The organism is Alteromonas sp. McT4-15 (assembly GCF_020515205.1).
In the GTDB taxonomy this organism is placed as follows: Bacteria; Pseudomonadota; Gammaproteobacteria; order Enterobacterales; family Alteromonadaceae; genus Alteromonas.
This window is the reverse complement of sequence record NZ_JAJALG010000017.1, coordinates 21,157-44,076: the sequence shown is the minus strand read 5'-3', so window position 1 is coordinate 44,076 and position 22,920 is coordinate 21,157. Positions and strand designations below refer to the sequence as shown.

18 protein-coding genes are annotated in these 22,920 nt (G+C 43.4%); 6 read left to right on the top strand and 12 right to left on the bottom strand.

Annotation, left to right across the window (positions count from 1 at the left end):
• Positions 1-6: 6 nt before the first annotated feature.
• From LHL20_RS12895 to ahpC, 5 genes are all read right to left on the bottom strand, one after another.
• On the bottom strand, positions 7-543 hold the full coding sequence (locus tag LHL20_RS12895; RefSeq protein WP_226433585.1) for a hypothetical protein: 537 nt from the start codon (positions 541-543) through the stop codon (positions 7-9).
• Between the two features lie 8 nt (positions 544-551).
• Positions 552-743: a hypothetical protein gene (locus tag LHL20_RS12890; protein ID WP_226433584.1), complete on the bottom strand. Its 192-nt coding sequence runs from the start codon at positions 741-743 to the stop codon at positions 552-554.
• 198 nt (positions 744-941) lie between these two features.
• Positions 942-1,676, bottom strand: a complete 735-nt coding sequence (locus LHL20_RS12885; RefSeq protein WP_202261690.1) for a hypothetical protein — start codon at positions 1,674-1,676, stop codon at positions 942-944.
• Between the two features lie 234 nt (positions 1,677-1,910).
• Positions 1,911-3,500: an alkyl hydroperoxide reductase subunit F gene (ahpF, locus tag LHL20_RS12880; protein ID WP_226433583.1), complete on the bottom strand. Its 1,590-nt coding sequence runs from the start codon at positions 3,498-3,500 to the stop codon at positions 1,911-1,913.
• Between the two features lie 168 nt (positions 3,501-3,668).
• Positions 3,669-4,226: an alkyl hydroperoxide reductase subunit C gene (ahpC, locus tag LHL20_RS12875; RefSeq protein ID WP_431189800.1), complete on the bottom strand. Its 558-nt coding sequence runs from the start codon at positions 4,224-4,226 to the stop codon at positions 3,669-3,671.
• A gap of 252 nt (positions 4,227-4,478) precedes the next feature.
• On the opposite strand from ahpC, the gene LHL20_RS12870 reads away from it, so the two are divergent.
• Positions 4,479-5,798: a DUF2252 family protein gene (locus LHL20_RS12870; protein WP_226433582.1), complete on the top strand. Its 1,320-nt coding sequence runs from the start codon at positions 4,479-4,481 to the stop codon at positions 5,796-5,798.
• Between the two features lie 223 nt (positions 5,799-6,021).
• Positions 6,022-7,977, top strand: a complete 1,956-nt coding sequence (locus tag LHL20_RS12865) for an ExeM/NucH family extracellular endonuclease (protein ID WP_226433581.1) — start codon at positions 6,022-6,024, stop codon at positions 7,975-7,977.
• A gap of 147 nt (positions 7,978-8,124) precedes the next feature.
• On the opposite strand, the gene LHL20_RS12860 is transcribed toward LHL20_RS12865, so the two are convergent.
• Both LHL20_RS12860 and LHL20_RS12855 read right to left on the bottom strand, forming a co-directional pair.
• Positions 8,125-9,810 carry a response regulator gene (locus LHL20_RS12860; RefSeq protein ID WP_226433580.1) on the bottom strand — a complete coding sequence of 562 codons (1,686 nt, stop codon included), beginning with the start codon at positions 9,808-9,810 and terminating at the stop codon, positions 8,125-8,127.
• Between the two features lie 211 nt (positions 9,811-10,021).
• Positions 10,022-10,693 carry a 2OG-Fe(II) oxygenase gene (locus LHL20_RS12855; RefSeq protein WP_226433579.1) on the bottom strand — a complete coding sequence of 224 codons (672 nt, stop codon included), beginning with the start codon at positions 10,691-10,693 and terminating at the stop codon, positions 10,022-10,024.
• A gap of 287 nt (positions 10,694-10,980) precedes the next feature.
• Between LHL20_RS12855 and LHL20_RS12850 the strand changes: the two genes are divergently transcribed.
• The 4 genes from LHL20_RS12850 to LHL20_RS12835 all read left to right on the top strand — a co-directional run bounded on the left by LHL20_RS12850 (position 10,981) and on the right by LHL20_RS12835 (position 16,889).
• A complete protein-coding gene (locus LHL20_RS12850) occupies positions 10,981-12,534 on the top strand; it encodes a bifunctional GNAT family N-acetyltransferase/carbon-nitrogen hydrolase family protein (RefSeq protein ID WP_202261696.1) in 1,554 nt (517 codons plus the stop codon).
• Positions 12,535-12,725: 191 nt separating this feature from the next.
• Positions 12,726-13,547 (top strand): hypothetical protein, encoded by an 822-nt coding sequence (locus tag LHL20_RS12845; protein WP_226433578.1) that lies wholly within the window; start codon positions 12,726-12,728, stop codon positions 13,545-13,547.
• 115 nt (positions 13,548-13,662) lie between these two features.
• Positions 13,663-14,400: a 23S rRNA pseudouridine(2604) synthase RluF gene (rluF, locus tag LHL20_RS12840; RefSeq protein WP_226433577.1), complete on the top strand. Its 738-nt coding sequence runs from the start codon at positions 13,663-13,665 to the stop codon at positions 14,398-14,400.
• Positions 14,401-14,531: 131 nt separating this feature from the next.
• The gene (locus LHL20_RS12835; protein WP_226433576.1) at positions 14,532-16,889 is read left to right on the top strand and encodes an MHYT domain-containing protein; all 2,358 of its coding nucleotides are present in this window, start codon (positions 14,532-14,534) and stop codon (positions 16,887-16,889) included.
• Between the two features lie 73 nt (positions 16,890-16,962).
• Here the strand turns inward: LHL20_RS12835 and rpsO are convergent, their stop codons facing one another.
• The 5 genes from rpsO to infB form a co-directional block, all read right to left on the bottom strand.
• Positions 16,963-17,232, bottom strand: coding sequence for a 30S ribosomal protein S15 (gene rpsO, locus LHL20_RS12830; protein WP_202261699.1), 270 nt, complete (start codon positions 17,230-17,232; stop codon positions 16,963-16,965).
• A gap of 107 nt (positions 17,233-17,339) precedes the next feature.
• Positions 17,340-18,641 carry a hypothetical protein gene (locus tag LHL20_RS12825; protein ID WP_226433575.1) on the bottom strand — a complete coding sequence of 434 codons (1,302 nt, stop codon included), beginning with the start codon at positions 18,639-18,641 and terminating at the stop codon, positions 17,340-17,342.
• A gap of 160 nt (positions 18,642-18,801) precedes the next feature.
• Entirely contained in the window at positions 18,802-19,773 is a 972-nt protein-coding gene (gene truB, locus LHL20_RS12820; protein WP_226433574.1) for a tRNA pseudouridine(55) synthase TruB, read from the bottom strand.
• Entirely contained in the window at positions 19,774-20,175 is a 402-nt protein-coding gene (gene rbfA, locus LHL20_RS12815; RefSeq protein ID WP_159625913.1) for a 30S ribosome-binding factor RbfA, read from the bottom strand.
• 115 nt (positions 20,176-20,290) lie between these two features.
• Positions 20,291-22,897 (bottom strand): translation initiation factor IF-2, encoded by a 2,607-nt coding sequence (gene infB / locus LHL20_RS12810; RefSeq protein ID WP_226433573.1) that lies wholly within the window; start codon positions 22,895-22,897, stop codon positions 20,291-20,293.
• Positions 22,898-22,920: the final 23 nt, after the last annotated feature.

Below are 22,920 nucleotides of genomic sequence, written 5' to 3'. Positions count from 1 at the left end.
CTTGCCCTACATGGGTAAAAGAAAAAGAACAGGCACACTAAGGCATGATGCGAGAGCATAAATGCCTAACGCTACGCCTTTATTCGCTGTAGCCAGATAATGATAAATTGCCGCTCCCCATAACAAGGGAAGAAGAACAACACCTAGGCCTAACTTTCCTGCAATAGAAAACGGAAAAATGGCACACAAGGCAAGGGTTACAAGGACACTCGCAAGCATCAACAAAACAAGTACCACTACTGTGTGGCCAATATGAGTTGCGGTACTTCGAAGGTTTAAATTAATCGGCCTAGGTAGAGGAATATTTCTCGGTGCCGGCAATATAACCTGATTTCTGGCAATGAAAGGCCATACCAATATGCCAGGTAAACATAAGGTGTAAAATACACCAAACTCCCACCCTAGCGCATAAGACCACATTACGCTTGACGCAATCCATATAAGTAGTGCTACTACAAAATGAGTAGTCGATTGAGCACGCCAGCTTTTATAGAGCAAAGCAATGGCTAATAAAATAAGAACACTAGCTAAAACAATAAGCATGAGGGCTCCTAAAAAGAGAAAGTCAAAGATGCATTGACTGTTCGCCTAACATCAAAAGGCGAGTGTCTTCCGGCAATGTCTACTTTTTCGATAGGAGTTTCTTCTACTTCGATTGTACCTTCTTGTGCGTTCACCTTAACAGATGAAATAGCGGAGATGGCGATTGTTAGTGCACTCAACGTTAATGCTTGTGTGTTCATAAAGGCTAATTAATGGTCTGTCATTGATCAATAGACCAGTATCCTAACAAAACACAATAAAAATGATAACCCTTATCATTTGTATTTTACAAACTAGAGCTAGCAAATAAAAACCCACTACAAGGAGTGGGTTTTGTTTGAGAGCTGAAAGGCTAGTTGCCACTTTTTTTCATTTATCAGTGTAGTGATTGTGTTGGTTTACTTTTTTACTCTACGACCCGCAATCAAGCCAGCGAAAAGCAGACTCAGCACGCCAAGTGACGCCGGTTCTGATGCTTGAATCGCACTACACTGAGGAAGAGAAGGGTCTTGTACGCATATATCAACCGCTTGCTGACCTATACCAAAAGAAAAGTTATCCCATGTAGTGATGCCACCTGGATCAGTGCCACCAACGCGCAACGATGAAACGAACACGGTTGGGTCAAAAACGATACCAAAAAACTCTGAATGGCCCGTACCAGATGATGAATTGAAATCAAACGTTGTTTCAACGCCAGTATCCGCATTGGTCAATATTAGCTGCATACCGCCACCATCATTATCGTAAACATCAAAACCAACCGCATTTACAGGTGATGCAAAATCAACGTCGAAGCTAATTAGTGACGCAGAGTTTCTGTCACCACCAATTGCTGGAGCACTACCGAGAACAGAGTTAGAACTTATACTAATTGAACTACCATTACCTACATTTGAGTAAGTATTTCCCGCAGCAGTGGTAATTCCGGTAGCGCCCGTGCCTGTGGCGCCGTCAATAGTGTCTACCGTGAAAGAATACAAGGCTGCTTCCCATGCTGCGCGAGCTTCTGCCAACGTCATAGTGACGCCGTTGTTTTGAACGCTTGAACCTTGAAATGTAATGATGGACGCGTTTGCTGTAGCCGATGCTATCAACGCGAATGCTGTGATGAATAACTTTGCTAGTTTCATTTATATATCCCTTTATGAATTAAGCGGAGACTTAAGTCCTTTCATTTCTCGAGTGATTCGTAAGCACAAATCTAGCCAAAAATTAACAAATTGATTTAATTATAGTTTTTATAAAACTCTCAACAGTGTGTAAATTTTACTGACACTAAAATTAAAGATTAGCAATAAAGAAACATAAAAAAACCGAGTGCGGTTAAACACTCGGCTTTTCTTTTTTTCTTGATACCGCTGTTATTACGCAGCTTCTGATTCACTCTCAGTTTCGTCAACATCGTGACTTAGCAGATATTCGAAAGCTGCCAGTGATGCCTTAGCCCCCTCGCCCATTGAAATCACAATCTGCTTGTATGGCACTGTGGTTACGTCTCCCGCGGCGAAGATGCCTGGTTCTGATGTATGACACTTGCTGTCGATGACAATTTCGCCATAAGGTGTCATTTCTACAGTATCTTTCATAAATTGGCTATTAGGTACTAAACCGATTTGAACAAACACCCCTGCCAACTCGCGAGTGTGAATCTCGTTAGTAGCGCGGTCTTGATATTCAATCGCATTTACTTTGCCATTCTCAGCCGTTATCTGACGGGTTGCCGCATTTTTGATAATGGTGATGTTGTCGCGCTTTTCAGCTTGGTCAATCAGCACTTGGTCAGCCTTGAGCTCAGGCATAAACTCGAATACTGTAACTGACTTAACGATCCCCGCCAAATCAAGCGCGGCTTCGATACCTGAGTTACCACCACCGATAACCGCAACATCTTTTCCTTTAAAGAAAGGACCATCACAGTGTGGGCAGTACGCTACACCGTTACCGATGTTCTCACGTTCACCAGGAACACCAAGTTCTCTCCAACGTGCACCAGTGGCCACAATAATAGAACGGGTCTTAATTTGTTCACCGGATGACAGCGTAATAGTCTTAACAATACCTTTTTCGATGCTATCGACACGTACGTGCTCTTTTAATGTAATATCGTAATCGCGAACGTGCTCCATCAGATTGCCAACAAGTTCTGGACCAGTGGTTTTCGGCACAGAAATTAGGTTTTCAATACCCATAGTATCTTTCACCTGACCACCAAATGTCTCTGCTACAATCGCGACTTTCAACCCCTTTCTCGCGCTGTAAATAGCCGACGCAACACCTGCTGGGCCACCACCGATGACAGTTACATCTTGTAGGGGTAAAGCATCACCTTTATTGGCAGACTTAAGGGTCGGGTCACGCTCTAGTAGTTTGTTGATTAGCACCGAAGCATCAACTTTACCGTTAGCGAACAGTTCACCGTTAAGGTATACACTTGGTACACCTTGGATGTCTCGTTCTGTAATCAAATTCTGATACAGACCGCCATCGATCATCTCCGTTTTGATATTCGGATTAAGCAATGCAAACTGGTTCAACGCCTGAACAACCTCAGGACAGTTATGGCAGCTCAAGCTAATAAACACTTCGAAATTCAGCGGTTCATTAACGGCTTTCACCATGGCTTTTACACTGTCATCAAGTTTAAGTTCGGTACCAGCACTATGAAGCATTGCTAAAATGAGTGAGTTGAATTCGTGACCGCCAGGAATACCTGAAAAACGGATACCCGTGTCTTCGCCGTCAGCTTCGAGTAAAAAGCTGATTGCACTACGTAGTTCGCCGTTTGTTTCACGCTCTTCAACGTTGAGTTTGTCGCTTACACCTGCGATGTCGGACAGAAACTGTACAAGCTCTGGACGCTTGCTATGTTCACCGGTCTGTACGACAAAGGTCACGTTTTTCTGCATTGTTTCGGTATAACCTTTCAATGCCTGTAAAATTTCTTTAGTTAACACGGTTGTTCTGCCTTATTTTCGACACGCCGATCCCCGCCAACCTATTGAAGGTCAACAACAAAGCGGAAATTGGAATTATTTAATGAAGGAGCGGATCCCCGCTCCTAGTATGGAATATGCCTCACGCCCAATTGATAAACCATGCGTAAGGCGTACTGAGCCTATCGCTTAGATTTTACCTACAAGGTCAAGTGAAGGCGCTAGCGTTGCTTCGCCTTCTTTCCATTTAGCTGGGCATACTTCGCCTGGGTTGTTCGCGACATATTGTGCAGCTTTTACTTTACGCACTAAGTCATCTGCGTCACGACCAATACCTTCAGAGGTAATTTCCATCGCTTGGATGATACCTTCAGGGTCAACAACAAACGTTGCACGGTCAGCAAGACCCATGTTCTCACGCATGCAATCGAAGTTGCGTGTAATTTCGCCTGTTGGGTCGCCGATCATTGCAAACTTAATCTTGTTGATTGTGTCTGAAGAATCGTGCCATGCTTTATGTGTAAAGTGCGTGTCTGTAGATACTGAAAATACCTCTACGCCGCGCGATTGAAGTTCTTCGTACTTATCAGCGATATCGCCAAGCTCAGTTGGGCAAACAAACGTGAAATCAGCTGGATAGAATACGAAAACTGCCCATTTACCTTTAATGTCTTCGCTGCTTACGTCTACAAACTCACCATCTTTAAACGCAGTTGCTTTAAAAGGTTTGATAGCAGTATTAATCAATGCCATGTTTAATTCTCCATTTATGGTTTTTAAATTAAATTCGCAAGCGGCATGCATACGAATATAAACTGTACGGTCATTATCAAGACTTGGTTTTACATTTAAGTGACGAATATCACCACGTGCAAAATTGTTGTCTCTTGAAACTGGAATTAAGAATAGCGTGAGCTTGTAGAAAAAACTAATTGGTAAAAATGAATCGCTTAATCAGGTTATTGAATCGAACGATTAATTTTTATCATCGAGGTACTTATGCGTGAACATATTTTAGCATCAGAAATAGCCAGAGTTGACGGTACACCACCGCTTTCCTCAACAGGTAAGCACGCCAAAATGGCAATGAGTCCTTTCGTATTTTATCGCGGAACTGCTCAATTATTTTACGCCGACTTAAGAAACGGCGTCATCACGCGACCTAGTGAACTAGATAAAATTCCGTTAACGAGTGTTGTAGGCGATTGCCATGCTGCTAACTTCGGCTTTCTCACTGAAGAAGGTTCTCACGGTGATACGGTAATTTTCGCTCCTAACGATTTTGACGATGCCTGTGTAGGACGCAGTTACTGGGACATCCTACGTTTTATGACGTCGCTACATCTAGTGTACGAGCATTGCAAAACGCCAAGCGAGAGCATTTGTCACGTTGAAGATGACGTGCGTTTGAAGCCTGTGATCAACACCGCTGATGTTTTACAAGCACAGTCTGCATTTTTAGACCAATATGTAGACACTTGTCGTCGAGTACTATTAGCACCATCAGTTATCAGAGAAGCGCAGGATACCCGTCCCGATAAAACGCCAAGCAAACTAGCTAAACTTTTTGACAAAGCCGTTGCGCGCAGTGCAAGCGGTCCAGCTTTTACTTCCAAGAGTGCGCTGGCAAGAGCAGTCCAGCTTAATGATGGTACGCTAGCGTTTAGAGAAAATAGAAGCAAATTTACGCCCCTCTCGCCTGATAACTATAAAAACCTCTATACTGCGTTTGCGCCCTACATGGATGACAACGTTGTCGACATCGTTCAACGCATCAATGCGGGTACTGGCTCGGTTAATTTAGCGCGTTACTACTTTCTAGTTGGGCCAACCAAGCCACACAACGAAACTCACTTTGCTTCTTGCCATATTGTTGAGGTGAAACAACAACGTGACGCGGCTCCCTTGCACTATTTTCCATCGCTTAACCCAGTAAATAGACTCAATGCAGCGCACCTCACCGCCCGCAGTCAGCGACGCATGCAGCGAAATCCTGACCTTATCTTGGATGAAGCTCGCTTTGAGGATGCACACTACCTTATTCGTTCTCGCCATCATGCGAAAGTGGGTATTGACCCAGAAGATATTGCGACAGGAAAAAAAGCCGTCGCTGGAGGCTTTGTTTATTTCGCTGAACTTTGTGGTTATACACTTGCACTGGCTCATTGCCGTGGCGACAGAAGAAGTACGCGATTCGCAGCGGCATCCGTTAACTATCTAGATAGAAACAAAAACAGCTTGGTAAGCAGCGCAAACATCTATGCCAACCAAGTTATTGAGGACTACAACTGGTTTGTCGACACAATTAAATCTAAGTAGTGATCAGTAAATATATAAAGCATGTATCTTTTGCGACTTAACCCTATGAATAAAATTACCCGTAAAACCTATCCTATTGTTTTATAAAAATAATTACTAAAACATACTGAATAGCGTTAAGTCATGTCTATCCGATAAAAAGCGATTTATTATCTCGCGATAATCTGCACTGAAACACATCGTTTGATAGCGATATGAACAAACGAGATAAAGGAATGACAACGTGAAAGGTATTTTTACGCTTTTAACGACAACTTTGGTCGCTAGCCTTCTAATAAACACCAGCGATGCTAGAGATATCACAAGCACAGCCAAAGATGATAAGAAATTGCCACCAGGCTTAGCGTGCAATAACAGTCAAGCTTACGTAACGTCAATTAACAAAATACAGGGAACCGGCAATCGCTCACCTGAGGTGGGCAATCAACATATCGTCGATGCAACTGTTACTGCACAACGTGAGAATGGTTTTTTCATTCAACAAACAGAAAGTGCCAGTGATAATGACGCAACGACCTCCGAAGGGTTATTTGTCATTGCCCCACTTAAAGTTTCCATTGGTCATCGTGTCATGGTTAAGGGAGTGGTAAATGAAGTAAACGCAATGACTACGCTTATGTCGAGTGTAGATGATGTTATAGACTGCGGCGCTGGTATTGCCATTAAACCTATTTTTTTGGATATGCCTTTGACCCTCGATTTGGAGACGGTCGAGGGCATGAAAGTAAAAATTAAGAATGCGACTGTGGTGAGCACTAATAACTTATGGCGCTTTGGTGAGCTTGCTGTGAGTAACACACTCAAACGACAGCCCTCTGATACAGCCATTCCACTCAGTGAAGCTTATCTCGCAGCAAGACAGCAGTCCGCTGACAATATAATTATCATTGAAGACAACAGCGATGCTAAGCACCCTAGCTCTTTAAGTTTCTATCCAACGTTTAGTTATGATAATCCAATTCGTATTGGTGACTCCCTCGGCGTTGTTGGGACAGTAAACGAAGCTAACGGAAGCTTTCGAATAAATCCGATTGAACCAGTTAAAATTAACTCAACACGAGAAGCGCTGCCAACTATTGAGCGGGGCAACCTATCGGTGGCAACGTTCAATGTACTGAATTATTTTAACGGTGAACGAGACCAAGAGGGCAACGTTAATTTCAATTATGACGGCAATCGTGGTGCGAAAGACTATAGCGCGTTCCTATTACAACAAGCCCGAATCGTAAACGCCATCATTGCATTGGACGCTGATGTAATAGGGTTGATGGAAGTTGAAAATGATGGATTTGCAGCCGATAGTGCTATTGCCTCTCTGACCCATGAAATTAACGCACAACTAGATGGCGACAAACACTATCGATTTATTAGTACAACTGACGGAACACCAGTTGGTACGGACGCAATAACCGTGGGGCTACTTTATAGAGAATCAGTGGTACTGCCTTCGGGAACGGCCCAAGTGATACCCATGCCAGAACAGCAGATTAATGCTACGAAGTTCGCGCGCATGCGCCCCACTCTCCTTCAAAGCTTTACACACATTGATTCGAACATTGATTTTGTCGTTGCAGTAAATCACTTTAAGTCGAAAGGGTCAAAGTGCGCCGAAGATTTATCTTCGCAGGTTTCTCAGCAAGATATTATTCAAGGTAGCTGCAATGCACTGCGCAATTCAGCCGCAGTCACTTTAGGCGAAGCAATGAGACATAGTACACTGCCCTTGCGGCAGATAATAATGGGCGATTTCAATGCTTATAGCGCTGAGGATCCAATTGCAGTGCTCACTGACTATTCTAGCGAAACTCGCGGGTATCCAATAAAAACCGCTACAAATACGCACTTAAATTCAGGTAAAGCAGTCGCTATTAACAAGGCTTACCACTTTATTAATCTCGCTGATAGGTATGATAAAAATGGGTTTTCCTATTGGTTTTATGGTTCAGAGCAAGTAGGCAGCCTTGATCACGTTCTTGTCAGTAGCTCAATGGCAAAACATGCTATAGATGCTACACATTGGAACATTAACTCGGTTGAAGCTTACCAGCTACAATACAACCAAGCGTTGCGTTATTTTAGTAACGAAAAAGGGTACGCCTTTTCCGAGGTTGGCCCCTATAGAAGTTCAGATCATGACCCCTTCATTGCCACGTTTCATTTAAGTAGTAACAATAATTAATCATATCTTGCTACAGACAACAGGTAGGGCGAAGTAACAAAGCACTTCTCCAGTACCTAGCGACTTAATAACAAAAAGGTATAAGCAAAAGGCCCACGCATTATCTTGAGTGGGCCTTTGTACTTTAGAGCAAGGTCACAGAATTGCTTACGCTTTTGCGGCGACCACACCCACTAAGTCAGACACGTCAGAATCATCTACTTCAATGCCGATTCGTTTAATATACTGGTCGCGCTTGCTCGCTTGAGTAGGTGATAAAGTACTTTGCATCAATACCTTTGCAGCGCGTTGAGCGCACTCTACTTGATCATCGGTTAGATCATCAGCTAGATGTATTTGGGCTACGACTTTCAATAGGCTAAGCGCTATTTGCTTATCTTTTGGAGACAATGTAAATGCTTGACGCAGGTTATTAAAAGCGGGCAACAAGCGGTTTTCTTTGTAATTTACCGTTGCCATATACTTCAGTTCTTTTGTTGTAAATTGAATCTCACTACGCTCAATTGACTCTTGATTCAGGTACTCATTCACCACCTGAGAAGTGAACGTATCACCTTCAATTTGCATCCTGAGTTTATCAAGAATTTTAACGCAGTGCTCACGCATGCCAAGCTCGTGAAATGCTTTCATTTTGTCCAAGCTGTCTTCTAACGACAAACCATCTGTTGACACGGTCTGCGCTTTCATTAGCGTTTCTGCTGCCCGTTTATCATCCTTTAAGCAAAGCACTCTTGCTTTAATGACATCTATTTGGCTATCTAACTGGCCTTGAATACCCTTCTGCACACGCAGCTCTTCAAGCTCCGATTCAGCGCGTTTAATAAACTTCTCGCCCTCGGCGCCACCTAAACTCGTCGCCAGATCTATCGTTGAACGAATAACATTGAGCACCAATTGGGGAGAATCATGTATAGAATTTTTGGCGTATTTTGCCATATTTTGAACGGCGGCTAATTGCCCTGTTTTGTCGTGATTCAGGCGCGCCAAATCCCATAACCGCTTGTTACGCTCTATGTTACGCGGCGCTAACCTACTCGCTTCTTTCATTTGCTCATAGGCCACGTCGAATTGCTCTTTTTCAATAAAATACTGTGCAAGCAAATCGTAAGTAGGAAAACGTGTATCATGTCGCTTTAGCAAATCATCAACGAGTAGCTGAGCTTCCTCAAGTTCGTCTTGCCTTAGCAACGCTTTAGTCAAACCTATGTGAACCCACGCGTGGTCCATGCATTGTTGCAACTCGCGAAAATAGTTTTCTGCCGTTTCGTAGTCTCGTAATTGTAGTAAACAGTCGCCAATAAGACGCTTAATGCGAGGGTGATATTCTACCAACGACATATCTTTTAGTTGTCGTTCTGCATAGTACATTGCGGTTGAATAATCAGACGTTTGCATGCAATACAGCATTTTATGCAGCTTGTATCGAATTTGAAGCAAGTGTTCAAAGCGCGTTTCTATTTTGTTTCGCTGTAAAGGCTTAACCCAGAAGTCGTCGGGCTGTAATTCGACAATACAATTAACCAGTTCTGGCGAGGTTTCTGCGCTTAAAAAAATAACCGTTGTGGTATCACTAATGTGATTAAGATGCTTGAGTTCTTCAAACAAATGAAAACCATCTTTGTCATGGCTGACGTTGAACGCTAGAAGCACAAAGTCAAACTGACGCTCTTCACACATTCGTATTGCATGAAATGCATTAAATGCACTGCGAACGTGCTTTATGCCTATTTGATGCAATGCTGATGTTATCACTTCATGCACTAATCCTTGGTTATCGATAACCAATACATGGAGGTCTTCCCGTGGAGTGGGACTAGGTATTCTTTGAGACATTTACCAATCACTTTATGCGTCTTCCCGAAGCCCTTGTTACTGAAATCAGAAAATTTCAGATTCCATAAGCTTATCTGCACGCTAAAGGAAGGCTAGTACACCATTACAGATAAGGTGTTAGTTGATACTAGCGTGCATACAGGCGACTTTTATTATTACTTTAAATCCTGCTTTTTAAATAGTAGCACTTAGTCGCCTTAGAACGCTAGGGTTACTTAGGAGGATCGATATGATCGTTCACACTACCGTTGACCCTAAACCATCCTGCAACTGAGTGACGAGCGCGCGTTGCGGGAAGCACTTCATGAGGAAACTGTTCACTGAGAAAAACTACGAACGTCCCTTTTTTAGGCAGTATTGAAATGCCCTCATTATCAAGTTCATCACGATATAAAACGAGTTCTCCCCCTTCAGATTGCTGCCACTCGTCATTTAAATAGGCAACTAAGGAAAGAACACGATTACTTTGTCCTCTGAACGCATCTACATGGCGTTTGTAAAATTTACCTGGTGCGTAACATGCAAAGTGACTTTCAAAAGAAAACAACCCCATAAAAAGAGAGCGATTTACGTACTGCTGCATAGCTTCACACCAAGAAAGCCATAATGCACCTTCTTCAGATGAACCAGTAATCCAGCATATCTGATCTCCTCTAACCGATTTAGCATGTTGAAAATCGTCAGCCCTTCCTATGCCTGCGGTTTTATATTCACGGCTATTCAACGTGTTCTGGCACGTGATAAGTGCGTCGACGACGAACTGAGGCAAGCCATTCTCTTGAATAGAAAACCCTTTTTCTACCAAATCAGTCACAACACTTTCAAATAATGCTTCGTCAAAAACATGTAGCGGTTGATGTAAAGCTAAGAGGTCTCGATTCATTGTATTAAGTGGTGCCTAGATAAAATTGGGTTTTAACAAAATTTGAAAGGGTTATACCGTTTGAAGTATGTAGTCGCAATATCTTTAGGCTTTCCAATCACCGCTATTTTTTTGTCGAGATAAGAAAAAATATTCATCACAGAAAAAGTCGCATATTTATTGCTTAACTATACTTATCTAAGAACAACGTAAGCACGCGCAAGTGTGTGATAAGCAGTAAATTTTATAAAAACAAGTAACCTTTGTTCCGCAACAAGCGTAAACAAAAATAAAGTAGCGAGTAATTCATGAGCCAAGATCAGACACAGATAGAAGAAACCGAACACCATTTAGATTTGAGAAACCTCCGCTTAGACGATTACAGCGACGTAAAAGCATTGATGGACGAAGTTTACGTGAATGTAGGGGGCGCATGGCCATATACCAACTACAAAGCGCAAGTGACTACATTCCCCGATGGCCAGATATGTATTGAAGATAAAGGCAAGGTCGTAGCCTTTGCTATTTCGGTTATTGTTGATTACGACCAATTTGGTGACAAACATTCTTACGATGAAATTACAGGTGATGCGTATCTCACGACTCACGATCCAAATGGCGATGTTTTGTACGGTGTTGAAGTTATTGTCTCGCCAGAATATCGTGGACTTAGGCTAGGACGTCGTCTTTACGAAGCGCGCAAAGAACTGTGTCGTAATTTGAACCTAAAATCAATTATGGCTGGCGGACGTATTCCCAACTACAAGAATTATGCCGAAGAAATATCGCCATACGAGTATATTGAGCAAGTAAAATCTAAAGATATATACGACCCTATCTTAACGTTCCAACTCTCTAATGGATTTGAGGTTAAGCAGGTCATGTCGGCCTATTTACCAGAAGATGAAGCATCAAAAGGCTACGCAACGTTGCTTCAGTGGCACAATATCTATTATGAGCCCGGTACCCCTTCGCTTATTGCCAGTCGCAAATCGAGTGCTCGCATTGGCTGTATTCAGTGGCAAATGCGTTACTTCAACAACGTAGAAGAGCTACTTCAACAGGTCGAATACTTTGTAGATGCACTTTCAGATTATTCGTGTGATGTAGCACTTTTTCCTGAGTTTTTTAATGCTCCCTTGATGGGGTTGAGCCCGTCTGACTCATCAATCGATGCAATTTGGCATCTGGCCACTTATACCGATGAAATTCTTACTTCGATATCGCACCTAGCCGTGTCATACAATATCACCATTATCGCAGGTTCAATGCCTGTCGTTGAAGGGGAAGAACTGTTTAACGTCAGTTATATATGCAACAGAGATGGCACCATTGAAAGCCAGTATAAGTTGCACCCTACCCCTCACGAGAAAGAAGATTGGATCATGAAAGGTGGTAACAGCTTAAAAGTCTTTGATACCGACTTCGGAAAAATTGGTGTGCTAATTTGCTACGATGTTGAGTTTCCTGAACTTGCACGCGTGCTGTCTGACCAAGAGATGCAAATACTTTTCGTACCGTTTTGGACTGACACCAAAAATGGTTACTTACGTGTTCGACGCTGCGCGCAAGCGCGTGCCATTGAAAACGAATGCTATGTCGCCATTGCAGGAAGTGTCGGCAACCTTCCCAAAGTAGACAATGTCGATATTCAGTACGGCCAAACAGCCGTTTTCTCGCCAAGTGATTTTGCGTTTCCACATGATGCCATCGTGTCTGAAACCACGCCAAATACGGAAATGACACTCATTGTCGATTTAGACTTAGACAAGCTCACAAAATTGCAAAATGAAGGTTCGGTAAGAAATTACCTCGACCGTAGAAGAGACTTATATCGCGTAGAATGGCTAGGAGATAGTTAGTCGAATAGATTACATTTGGCATTTGCTACCAATTAGCGATAACATGGCGTTGCGCGAAAATAAAAAAGGTTTTTCTTACCGCAACGTCTTACTATCTGACACAGGTGTAAGTGACATCTAGCGTTGATTGAACCGTGCAAACAAGTGCATGAAATACGCGAAAAACCACCAAACGAGAATACCGATTAGCTATGGCAAACAATTCAAAAAACGACGAGTTCCCAACCATTCGATTGGATGAAGAAGACCGTCGCGACTATCAAACAAAAAGGCAGGCGTCTGTAACTAGCACACCTCCCTCTTCATCTTCACACACTTCTCATACCTCAAACACTAGCCCTAGCAGTAGTGGTAATGGTATTTGGGTAACGTTGGTTGCGCTTGTCGCCCTGACCGCGTGTGGTGGTTGTTACTATCTGTATACCTTATTGGAGCAACAAAAAGTTATCGCTCAAGAAGCAGACAAGCGTATATTGCAACTCGAAAACAAACTGTCTGCCACCGGCGAGGAAATTGGTGAATCTACTGTTGCCTTGCAAGTCAAAGTGACTGAACTTAGCAATAAAACCAATGAGTTGTGGGAGCAAATGGATAAGCTATGGGCTTCAGCGTGGCGCAGAAATCAAAAAGAAATTGCTGACCTGGGTGATCGCGTAGGTAATGTCCAAACGGCTCTCAACAAGAATATTGATACCGTCGCCAATGATGTGAAATCGCAAACGGCTGTGATTGGCTCGCTGAAAAACCAGTTAGCATCGCTTGCAGATGAACTTCTTGCGGTAAACGTTCAACTTGAACAAGCGCTTAACGACAAGCAGAATGCCCAGCAAAGCGTAAGAAACCTGAGTGATAAATTGTCGGTTCTTGAACAGCGCAACACAACGCTTTCAGGTAGAATTACCAGCCTTGAAAATGAAATCCGCGACATAGCAACAAAGGTCGTCTCTCGTAGTTCAGGTACAAGTGGCGCTGGCTCAACGCCTTCATCGCCCTCAGCCGTGAGTAATCCGTAGTTTATATATGAAACTACAAACAACGAATTAAATAAAAAGGGGCTTATCGCCCCTTTCTTATTGTCGTGTTACCATCTCACAACAATTTTCTTAATTCCCAAGGACACTTTGCTCAATGAGTGAAAACACGCTCAAGCGTTTAAATAAATATATTAGTGACACAGGCCTTTGTTCTCGCCGAGAAGCTGACAAACTTATTGAGCAAAACCGCGTTACCATCAACGACAAAGCCCCTGAGCTTGGCACTAAAGTAGGCCTCAATGACAAAGTAAAAGTAGACGGAAAAGTCATAGGTGCAGTGGCCGCTGATAAATCGGACCGCGTTTACATTGTCTATAACAAGCCCATAGGAATTACTTGCACTACCGAGCGTCATGTAAAAGGCAACATCATAGATGCCATCGCTCATAAATCCCGCATATTTCCAGTAGGTAGACTCGATAAACCATCTGAAGGACTCATTATTCTCACTAGTGATGGTGATATCGTTAACAAGATACTTCGTGCAGAAAATGCCCATGACAAAGAATACGAAGTAACAGTCAATCAGCCGATTAGTGAGAGGTTTGTTAAGCGCATGTCACGCGGTGTTCCCATTCTTGGTACAGTAACTAAACCGTGTGTGGTCAAACCTACAGGGAAAAACAAATTTACTATTATTTTGACTCAAGGTCTCAATAGACAAATACGCAGAATGTGTGAATTCTTGGGTTACGAAGTCACAAAACTAAAGCGCACGCGCATAATGCACTTAGAATTGAGTGGATTGCGCCCTGGCCAATGGCGCAATCTAACGGAAAAAGAACTTACCACATTGCACAATGCCGTTCGGCACTCCAGCAAAACCGCTTAGATTATCAGAGAATGTGAGCTTTATTGCGGCTCGCATTGCTCTTTGAGTGCATTGAAAATCACTGATTATTTGTTGGTAGTGGAGCGATAGACTACATTTATAGTATGTAGCCACCGTTATCACTTTTTCTTGTGGACCATAGTTATCATTCATTTTCACTATCGCACTACGATGCCAATACAGAAGTACTGGCTTCTTACGAGATAACCTTTGTCGTCATCTCAATTTTGATTGCGGTAGGCGCCTCGCTCGTCTCCTTTTCACTGTCTGCGCGTACCGCAAAAGCAGACTTTAAAAATGAGCGCGTATTTTGGTCTATCGCCTCTTCCTGCTTTCTCGGTTTTGGTATTTGGGCAATGCATTTTGTAGGGATGCTCGCCTACCGGCTGCCTATTGAAGTAACCTACAATCCCACGATTACCATTCTCTCTATTGTACCCGCTATTCTGGGTAGCCTGGTGGTAATTGCTTATCACCCCAGAAAACAAAAAAAGCTTTGGTTAAATAGTATTTTAATGGGCTTAGCTATAGGGAGTATGCACTATATAGGCATGATGGCTATGCAAATGGAAGCGGCTATGGTTTACAACGGCTGGCTCTTTCTTCTATCTGTCGTTGTGGCCGTAGTCTTATCTGGTATTTCTCTACATATACATCACAATGTTATGCGTAGGCAACTCGGTATTGCTAAACAGTTACTTGCAGCCATCGCGATGGGTTGTGCCATTGCTGGAATGCATTATACCGGTATGGTGTCCATGCATGTTTTTCCTATTTCCTCTACGGTGTACTCTGATAACCCTCATCATGAAGACCTCGCTTACCTCGTTGTATTTATGGTAGCGTTTTTCTCTATCATTTTTATTTTACTCTTTGAGTTACGAGAAAGAACACTGTCTTCTGACCGCTTTACAGCGGTACTTAACACCGTACAAGAAGGCGTATTTACCTTTGATACTGATGGTCGACTTGAATTTGTTAACCCAGCCGCACTTGCAATGTTTGGATATAGCAGAGCCGAAGTAAAAGACAAGCGCGCGAGTGAACTTGTCAGCCCTAATAAAGATGGTCTATCGACTCTGCTCAATGAAGTCATCAAAGCGACAAACTCGAGTGAACCACGCAATTCTCCCATTCGCATAGAAGGCTTAAAGAAAGATGGGACCACATTTGCGCTATCTTTGTTGGTCAACAAATTGCCTGGTAACCACAAAGCGTTCGTCTGCACTGTAAAAGACCTTTCTGACGTGCGCAATCAGGAAGTGTTTGCTCAAACGGTTTTCGACACATTGCCAGATATGTTGTTCGTAAAAGATGCCAAAGATCTTTCATTTACCCACGTGAACGACATGGGTAGCAAAGTACTGGGAATTGCAAAATCAAAATTAGTTGGACTTACCGACTTTGACATTTTTGAACGCGATGCAGCAGAGAGAATTATCGCCTCTGATCTCAACATTTTGACCCAAGATAAGAAAGAAAGCTGTGATGAGCATCAGTTCACGATCAATGGTGAGGAGCGTTATTTACAAACTAAGAAAGTGGTTATAAACGATGCGAATGATGAACCTCGCTATATATTATCACTATCGGAAGACGTCACGGAGCTACGACGAACTCAACATAAACTAGAATCACTAAACAAGCGAATGTCCATGGCTGCCGATGCCGCGCACATTGGTGTGTGGGAATGGAATTTAGACACTAATGAGCTAATTTGGGATGACTGGATGCATAGGATATACAGTATCCCAAAAGATGAGTTTGAGGATAACTACTCAGTGTGGGCTGACACTGTGCACCCAGATGACTTTGCTGCTGTTCGAGCAAAAATAGACTATGCCATAAAAAATCACACTGAGTTTCATGCCCAATTTAGGATCAGGTTAACCACGGATGTGGTAAGGCATATTCGCGCTGATGGCCGCATAGAAGGCAATAAAATGTTTGGCATTAACGTCGACATTACTGAGCAAGTAGAAGCAGAGTTAAGAATTACCGAACTGGCAAATCACGATACCCTTACAGGCTTGGCAAACAGACATGCATTGTCATCTTTCGTAAGACAAGAGTTTCTGCGTATAGAACGCACATTCATGAAGTGTGTTTGTCTATACTTTGATTTGAATAAATTCAAACCTATTAACGACTTGCATGGTCACAATGTAGGTGATGAAGTATTAATTGAAGTTGCACGGCGACTGAAGAAGTTGTGCAGAGTATCTGACCTAGCAGCACGGGTTGGTGGTGATGAATTTGTTATTATCGTGACCGATGTAGATGCGCATTTTTCGCTTTCTGAGCTCATGAACAGAGCACAAAACACCATAAAGCAACCTATCTATACCAGTATCGGCTTCGTAAATATTGGCACAAGTATAGGCTATGCGTCCTACCCAGATGAAGCGTCAAACTTAGATGAACTCATTTGTATAGCTGACGAAAGAATGTTTGAATATAAAGGCGTGTCAGGCGCAAAAGTTAGATAACATAGCAACCAAGCTAACCGCTATCTCGTGCATAAAAAAAGCGCCCATTGGGCGCTTTTCTTGAAACCTAGTCTTAGCGACGTAGACCTAGACGCTTGATAAGGTCAAGGTAACGCTGAGCGTTCTTGCCTTTAAGGTAGTCTAGAAGCTTACGACGTTGGCTAACCATACGTAGAAGACCACGACGTGAGTGGTGATCTTTCTTGTGATCAGCAAAGTGACCTTGAAGCTTGTTGATGTTGTGAGTTAGCAAAGCAACTTGAACTTCTGGTGAACCAGTGTCGCCTTCTTTAACGCCATACTCAGCAATGATTTGTGCGGTTTCTGCTTTAGTTAGTGACATATCATTCTCCTTAATTAATGCTTCGCCGATCACTAATTCAGCAAAGCGGAATGAGCCGCGTATTATAATGACGTTTGCGTACTTAGCAAGGATCTCTGCAAAGTATTTTAATAGCAAAAATCATCAATATAATTTTCTTCCTCTGCCAACCGTTTTTCTATCGCATCACTGTAAGGTAGGCGCTCTAGAAATTTTTGTGCGCTAATATCACCTTCCGTGCTCATGAGGTAGCCTCTGTACACGTGAAGTGCCAACTTCTCTTTCTTTTCTTGGTTGGCTATGGTGCTCAATTGTTGTTCTACAAAATCCGGCGAATGAAAAGCGCCTTGCTCTAAGGTTCTAAAAACCGCTTCATCGGTATTGATACCACTTTGCTCTTTCACCCATAGCAGAGTTGCTTCGGTATCTTGCCCTGCCCAGCGCTGAACTACTTCATTAACAGCGCTCTCATAATTCTCGGCAGATGCGCCATCAACATACCAAACGGCAGCTTGTTCGGGGTTAGTGTATATATAGGTATTAAAAATAGCGCTACGGGCATTTTGCTTACGCTCGCCTTCGGCAGAAAGGGCATACCAATCTAATGCCGCTGTTAAATCCTTATTTGCCCAGTGAGCAAAAAAAGTGTGGTCAACGCTAGTGTTGTTCTGTGAATTTATGACATACAACATTTGCTCAAAATCGTCTGGTGAATTGAGCGATTGCGTAATTTGAAAAATAGCACTTGCTCTGTCGTCTTCTGACGTTATACGCACGAGTGCATCAAGCGCCTTATCTACCCCTATTTGAGACAAGCTCGCGAAAATCCGGGTTACGTAGTGAGAGCTATTTACTTCACTCTCTTCGTTTTCTGTTTGTGCCAAATACCAATCAATAGCTGCATCGGGCTCTCGGGCAGCCCAGCTCTCGAGTGCGGAAACGGAAAGAAAATACTTATATCCATCGTCTTCTTGTCCTCTATTTAAGTATTCAAGGGCGGATTCAGGATCAATCTCTGAAAACCTTACTGCCGCAGCAAAAACAATCATCTGCCCAATAAGGTCGCTATCTTCCATTTTCCAATTATCGATTATGCTTTTTAACGTTCTAGTGTCTGCATCTACGATAAGTGCAATCATCTCACTAAGCTGTTCAGTACCTCGTAACTGTTGTGAACTTAACCTCTGCCATTGTTTTGGGTCTTGGACAGACTCTTTGTCTATTTCAACATGTTGCGTTGAATCGCCCCCGCCATTCTTTTCGCGTATGTCATCTTGCGAAATGGCACGTTCGTGCTTCTGCTGTTCAAGGGATACTTCTGTGTTATTAGGATAAATATGTAAACCCGTGCCGTCGTTTTTAAACAACATGCCGAGGAAAAATGCCAAGCAAAGACTTGCTAACCAGAGGGGGATATAACGTTTCTTCATGTAACCATCCTTGCTTACACAGTATTTAGTGAGTGTGATGAGTTAAGCAGTACACGTAATGGCTCACGTTTTTTCAATTAGCCATTAATGAAGTGTAAATTATCAGAGATAGTAAAAGATGAAAAGCTCGCTCACACGTACAAGCGAGCTTTGTAAAGCGTTAAGCGTAAACGACTCGCCTTTTGGGGTTCAAGAATACTTCGTTCTTAGGTGTACCTTGATCTTTCGGATCAAGAACGCCTTCCCCAACGCCTAAAAATAGGCCAGAAGTGTCTGTCCCATGATAAACGCGATACGCTACACCCGTTTCTAACACGACATTGCAGGTTCCTTTCACCGATTGGCCATTGTCAAATCGACTACGCTCCTCATCGTTGATAGTAACAAACGGTAAGCGACTCACAGCAGTGTCCATTGGGATCAGCAGTGCATCAAGGGCATCAAAGTCTCCCTCTTCTAACGACTCTTGAAGTTCAATTAACCTTTCTAGAGACACCATCTTATCAGTAGGGTAGTCGGCGACCTCAGTGCGATGCAAGCGCGTTACATATGCACCACACCCAAGATTCTGGCCTAAGTCATCGACAATAGAACGAATATAAGTTCCTTTACTGCACTTTATGCGCATATCGACATAAGGAAGTTCAATACGTAACACGTCAAGCTCGTAGACTTCTATGTCACGGGGCTCTCGCTCAATCTCTATCCCTTGACGGGCATAATGATAAAGCGGTTTACCTTGGTGTTTGAGAGCAGAAAACATTGATGGAATTTGCTTACTTTTCCCTAAAAACGCAAGACAGGCTTCGCGCACTTGTTCTATTGAAACTACTACCGGTTTTTCCTCAACAACTTCACCATCTGCGTCAGAAGTTGTGGTTCGAATACCAAGTTTTGCAGTAACCTCATAGGTTTTTTCCGCATCAAGAAGAAACTGAGAAAACTTAGTTGCTTCACCCAAACAAAGTGGAAGCATGCCACTTGCAAGTGGGTCAAGTGCACCTGTATGACCTGCTTTGGCTGCTTTATACAGCCAACGCACTTTTTGCAATAGCTGATTTGATGAACCACCTAGCGGTTTATCAAGCAACACTATGCCGTTTATATCACGGCCTTTACGACGTCTTGCCATCTACTCCTGCTCTTGTGGGTCGTCTTTATCACGCTTTGACTCATCTTTAGCGATAGTCTGTGACACAAGATTAGAGATACGCATACCTTCGACAATCGACTTATCTTCAAAGAAGTGAAGGTCTGGTACTGAACGCATACGAAGACGCTTCGCCAATATACTACGAATAAACTTCTTGTATTCCACAAGTTGTTTAATCTGTAATTTGCCTTCTTCCTCGGTGCTGTTGTATATGGTCACAAAGATTTTTGCATGCGCCAAATCTCGCGATACATCTACATCTGATACTGTGATCAAAGGCATATCGCCAACGCGATGCTTGTATTCGTTTTGCAGAATGCTCGCCACTTCTTTATGAACTTGCTGAGCGACTCTGTCGGTACGTGAAAATTCACGGGCCATTGTACTCTCCTTTCCTTATTTAAACGTCGAGCATGTTTTAATTTTATTGACTAAATACAGACAAAAACGGGAGCACTCGGCCCCCGTTTTTCACATGCCGAATTAACTAAGGCAATTAAATTTCGCGCTTAACCTCAACGATTTCGAAGACCTCGATTTGGTCGCCTACTTTCACATCGTTGTAGTTCTTAACGCCGATACCACATTCCATACCGTTACGTACTTCTTGTACGTCGTCTTTAAAGCGACGCAGTGATTCTAGCTCACCTTCGTAAATTACTACGTTATCACGTAGAACACGGATTGGATTACTACGCTTAACAACACCTTCAGTAACCATACAGCCTGCAATTGCACCCAGTTTCGGTGACTTAAACACGTCACGAACTTCTGCAAGACCGATAATTTCCTGTTTAAATTCAGGTGCAAGCATACCACTCATTGCCGCTTTCACTTCATCAATGAGGTTATAGATTACGCTGTAGTAACGCAGATCAATTTCTTCTGCTTCCAATACACGACGCGCTGTTGCATCGGCACGAACGTTAAAGCCTAGTACGATAGCGCCTGATGCAGCCGCAAGGGTTGCGTCAGTTTCAGTGATACCACCTACACCACTACCTACAATGTTCACTTTTACTTCAGACGTTGAAAGTTTAACAAGTGACTCAGAAATCGCTTCTACAGAGCCCTGTACGTCAGCTTTAAGTACGATATTTAGTTCGCTAACGTCGCCTGATTCCATGTTAGCAAACATGTTTTCAAGTTTCGCTTTTTGCTGACGAGCAAGTTTAAGTTCACGTTTCTTCTGGTGGCGCTTAGCAGCAACTTCACGTGCTTTACGCTCGTCTTTAACCACAGCGGCATCTTCACCTGCTACAGGAACACCAGACAGGCCAAGTACTTCAACAGGCGTCGAAGGACCAGCAATCTTCATTTCTTTACCGTTTTCGTCGCGCATAGCACGAACACGGCCGTACTCTTCACCACAAAGTAGAATATCGCCAGCGCGCAGTTCACCTTCCTGTACAAGTACAGAAGCAACTGGACCGCGGCCTTTATCAAGGCGAGATTCAATAACGATACCGCGACCCGGGCCTTCAGCAACGGCTTTAAGGTCAAGAACTTCAGCTTGAAGAACGATAGCTTCAAGTAGTTCGTCTACACCCATACCTGTTTTCGCAGACACGTTACAGAATTGATGTTCACCGCCCCACTCTTCTGAGATAACTTCTAATTGAGATAGCTCAGTTTTAACGCGGTCTGGGTCTGCAGTTTCTTTATCCATTTTGTTCACTGCAACGATAAGAGGTACGCCAGCAGCGCGAGCATGCTGTACCGCTTCTTTCGTTTGAGGCATTACGCCGTCATCTGCAGCAACTACAAGAATAACGATATCCGTCGCAGTAGCACCACGAGCACGCATTGCAGTAAACGCGGCGTGTCCAGGTGTATCTAGGAACGTGATTTCACCGTTATCTGTTTGAACTTTGTAAGCACCAATGTGCTGGGTAATACCACCGGCTTCACCGTCAGCTACTTTCGCACGGCGAATGTAGTCAAGCAATGACGTTTTACCGTGGTCAACGTGACCCATAATGGTTACGACAGGTGCACGCGTGGTTTTTTCACCGCCAGTACCATCTGCCAACAACTCATCTTCAAGTGCATTGTCGTTTACAAGCTCGTATTTATGGCCCATTTCTTCAATCACTAGTACCGCAGTATCTTGGTCTAGTACTTGGTTAATGGTTGCCATTTCACCCATCTTCATCATCGTTTTGATAACTTCGTTAGACTTAATTGCAAGCTTACTTGCAAGTTCGCCAACGGTGATGGTTGCGCCAAGCTTAACTACACGCTCTACAGGTGCAGCTGGCTTGTTAAAGCCTTGCTTAAGGTGCTCGCCTGCGTTTTTCTTCGACTTGCGACGACGACGCGATGAACGCTCAACCTGCATATCTTCTTCGTCTTCTGCTTCTTGAGCATAACGGTTTGAGTGCAAGTGAACTTCTTCGGCTTCCGCTTTCTTACGACGCTCTTCTTCTTCTTTCCAGCGACGCTCGTTTTCTTCAGCTAGTTTGCGCGCTTCATCAGCTGCTTTTTTCGCTTCTTCTTCAAGCTTTTTCTGCGCTTCTTCTTCTTGCGCTTTACGAAGACGCTCTTCTTCTTGACGCGCCGCTTCTGCTTCCGCTTTTTCAGCTTCTGTCATTTCAGGCTCGTCTGCTTTGCGTGCTTCAGCTTCTTTCTTTGCTTGCTCAGCGCGACGGGCACGCTCTTCGTCAGCCGCTTTTTTCGCTTCCGCAGCTTTACGCGCTTTTTCTTCGGCCGCCTTTTTCGCTTCTGCAGCCGCTTTTTCTTCTGCTTCGCGCTTAAGACGTGCTTCTTCTTCAAGACGCTTCGCCTCTTCTTCCGCTTGACGCTGCTGTTCTTCAATATCGCTGCGCTTCACGTAAGTGCGTTTTTTACGTACTTCTACTTTAACTTCTTTCGACTTGCCCACGCTTAGTGTGCTTGTCGTTTTTCGCTTAAGTGTCATACGCGTCGGTTCGGCTGCACTGCCGTGTTGCTTACTTAAATGATCCAATAGTTTTTGTTTCTCGTCTTCGTTTACCTGATCGCCGGCACTCTTTGTGATACCCGCGTCTTTAAACTGGCCAACCAATCGGTCAACGGTCGTACCAATGTCGCTGGCGAGCTTTTCAATAGATACATCTGCCATTACGTAATTTTCCCCCTGTTGAC

Excerpts from the sequence above, each read along its gene's own strand:
- rbfA (WP_159625913.1), bottom strand. The coding sequence starts at position 20,175 with ATGGCCCGTGAATTTTCACGTACCGACAGAGTCGCTCAGCAAGTTCAT.
- LHL20_RS12870 (WP_226433582.1), top strand. The coding sequence starts at position 4,479 with ATGCGTGAACATATTTTAGCATCAGAAATAGCCAGAGTTGACGGTACA.
- LHL20_RS12855 (WP_226433579.1), bottom strand. The coding sequence starts at position 10,693 with ATGAATCGAGACCTCTTAGCTTTACATCAACCGCTACATGTTTTTGAC.
- LHL20_RS12895 (WP_226433585.1), bottom strand. The coding sequence starts at position 543 with ATGCTTATTGTTTTAGCTAGTGTTCTTATTTTATTAGCCATTGCTTTG.
- rluF (WP_226433577.1), top strand. The coding sequence starts at position 13,663 with ATGAGTGAAAACACGCTCAAGCGTTTAAATAAATATATTAGTGACACA.
- LHL20_RS12850 (WP_202261696.1), top strand. The coding sequence starts at position 10,981 with ATGAGCCAAGATCAGACACAGATAGAAGAAACCGAACACCATTTAGAT.
- rpsO (WP_202261699.1), bottom strand. The coding sequence starts at position 17,232 with ATGTCACTAACTAAAGCAGAAACCGCACAAATCATTGCTGAGTATGGC.
- truB (WP_226433574.1), bottom strand. The coding sequence starts at position 19,773 with ATGGCAAGACGTCGTAAAGGCCGTGATATAAACGGCATAGTGTTGCTT.
- LHL20_RS12845 (WP_226433578.1), top strand. The coding sequence starts at position 12,726 with ATGGCAAACAATTCAAAAAACGACGAGTTCCCAACCATTCGATTGGAT.
- LHL20_RS12885 (WP_202261690.1), bottom strand. The coding sequence starts at position 1,676 with ATGAAACTAGCAAAGTTATTCATCACAGCATTCGCGTTGATAGCATCG.
- LHL20_RS12890 (WP_226433584.1), bottom strand. The coding sequence starts at position 743 with ATGAACACACAAGCATTAACGTTGAGTGCACTAACAATCGCCATCTCC.
- LHL20_RS12860 (WP_226433580.1), bottom strand. The coding sequence starts at position 9,810 with ATGTCTCAAAGAATACCTAGTCCCACTCCACGGGAAGACCTCCATGTA.
- infB (WP_226433573.1), bottom strand. The coding sequence starts at position 22,897 with ATGGCAGATGTATCTATTGAAAAGCTCGCCAGCGACATTGGTACGACC.
- LHL20_RS12825 (WP_226433575.1), bottom strand. The coding sequence starts at position 18,641 with ATGAAGAAACGTTATATCCCCCTCTGGTTAGCAAGTCTTTGCTTGGCA.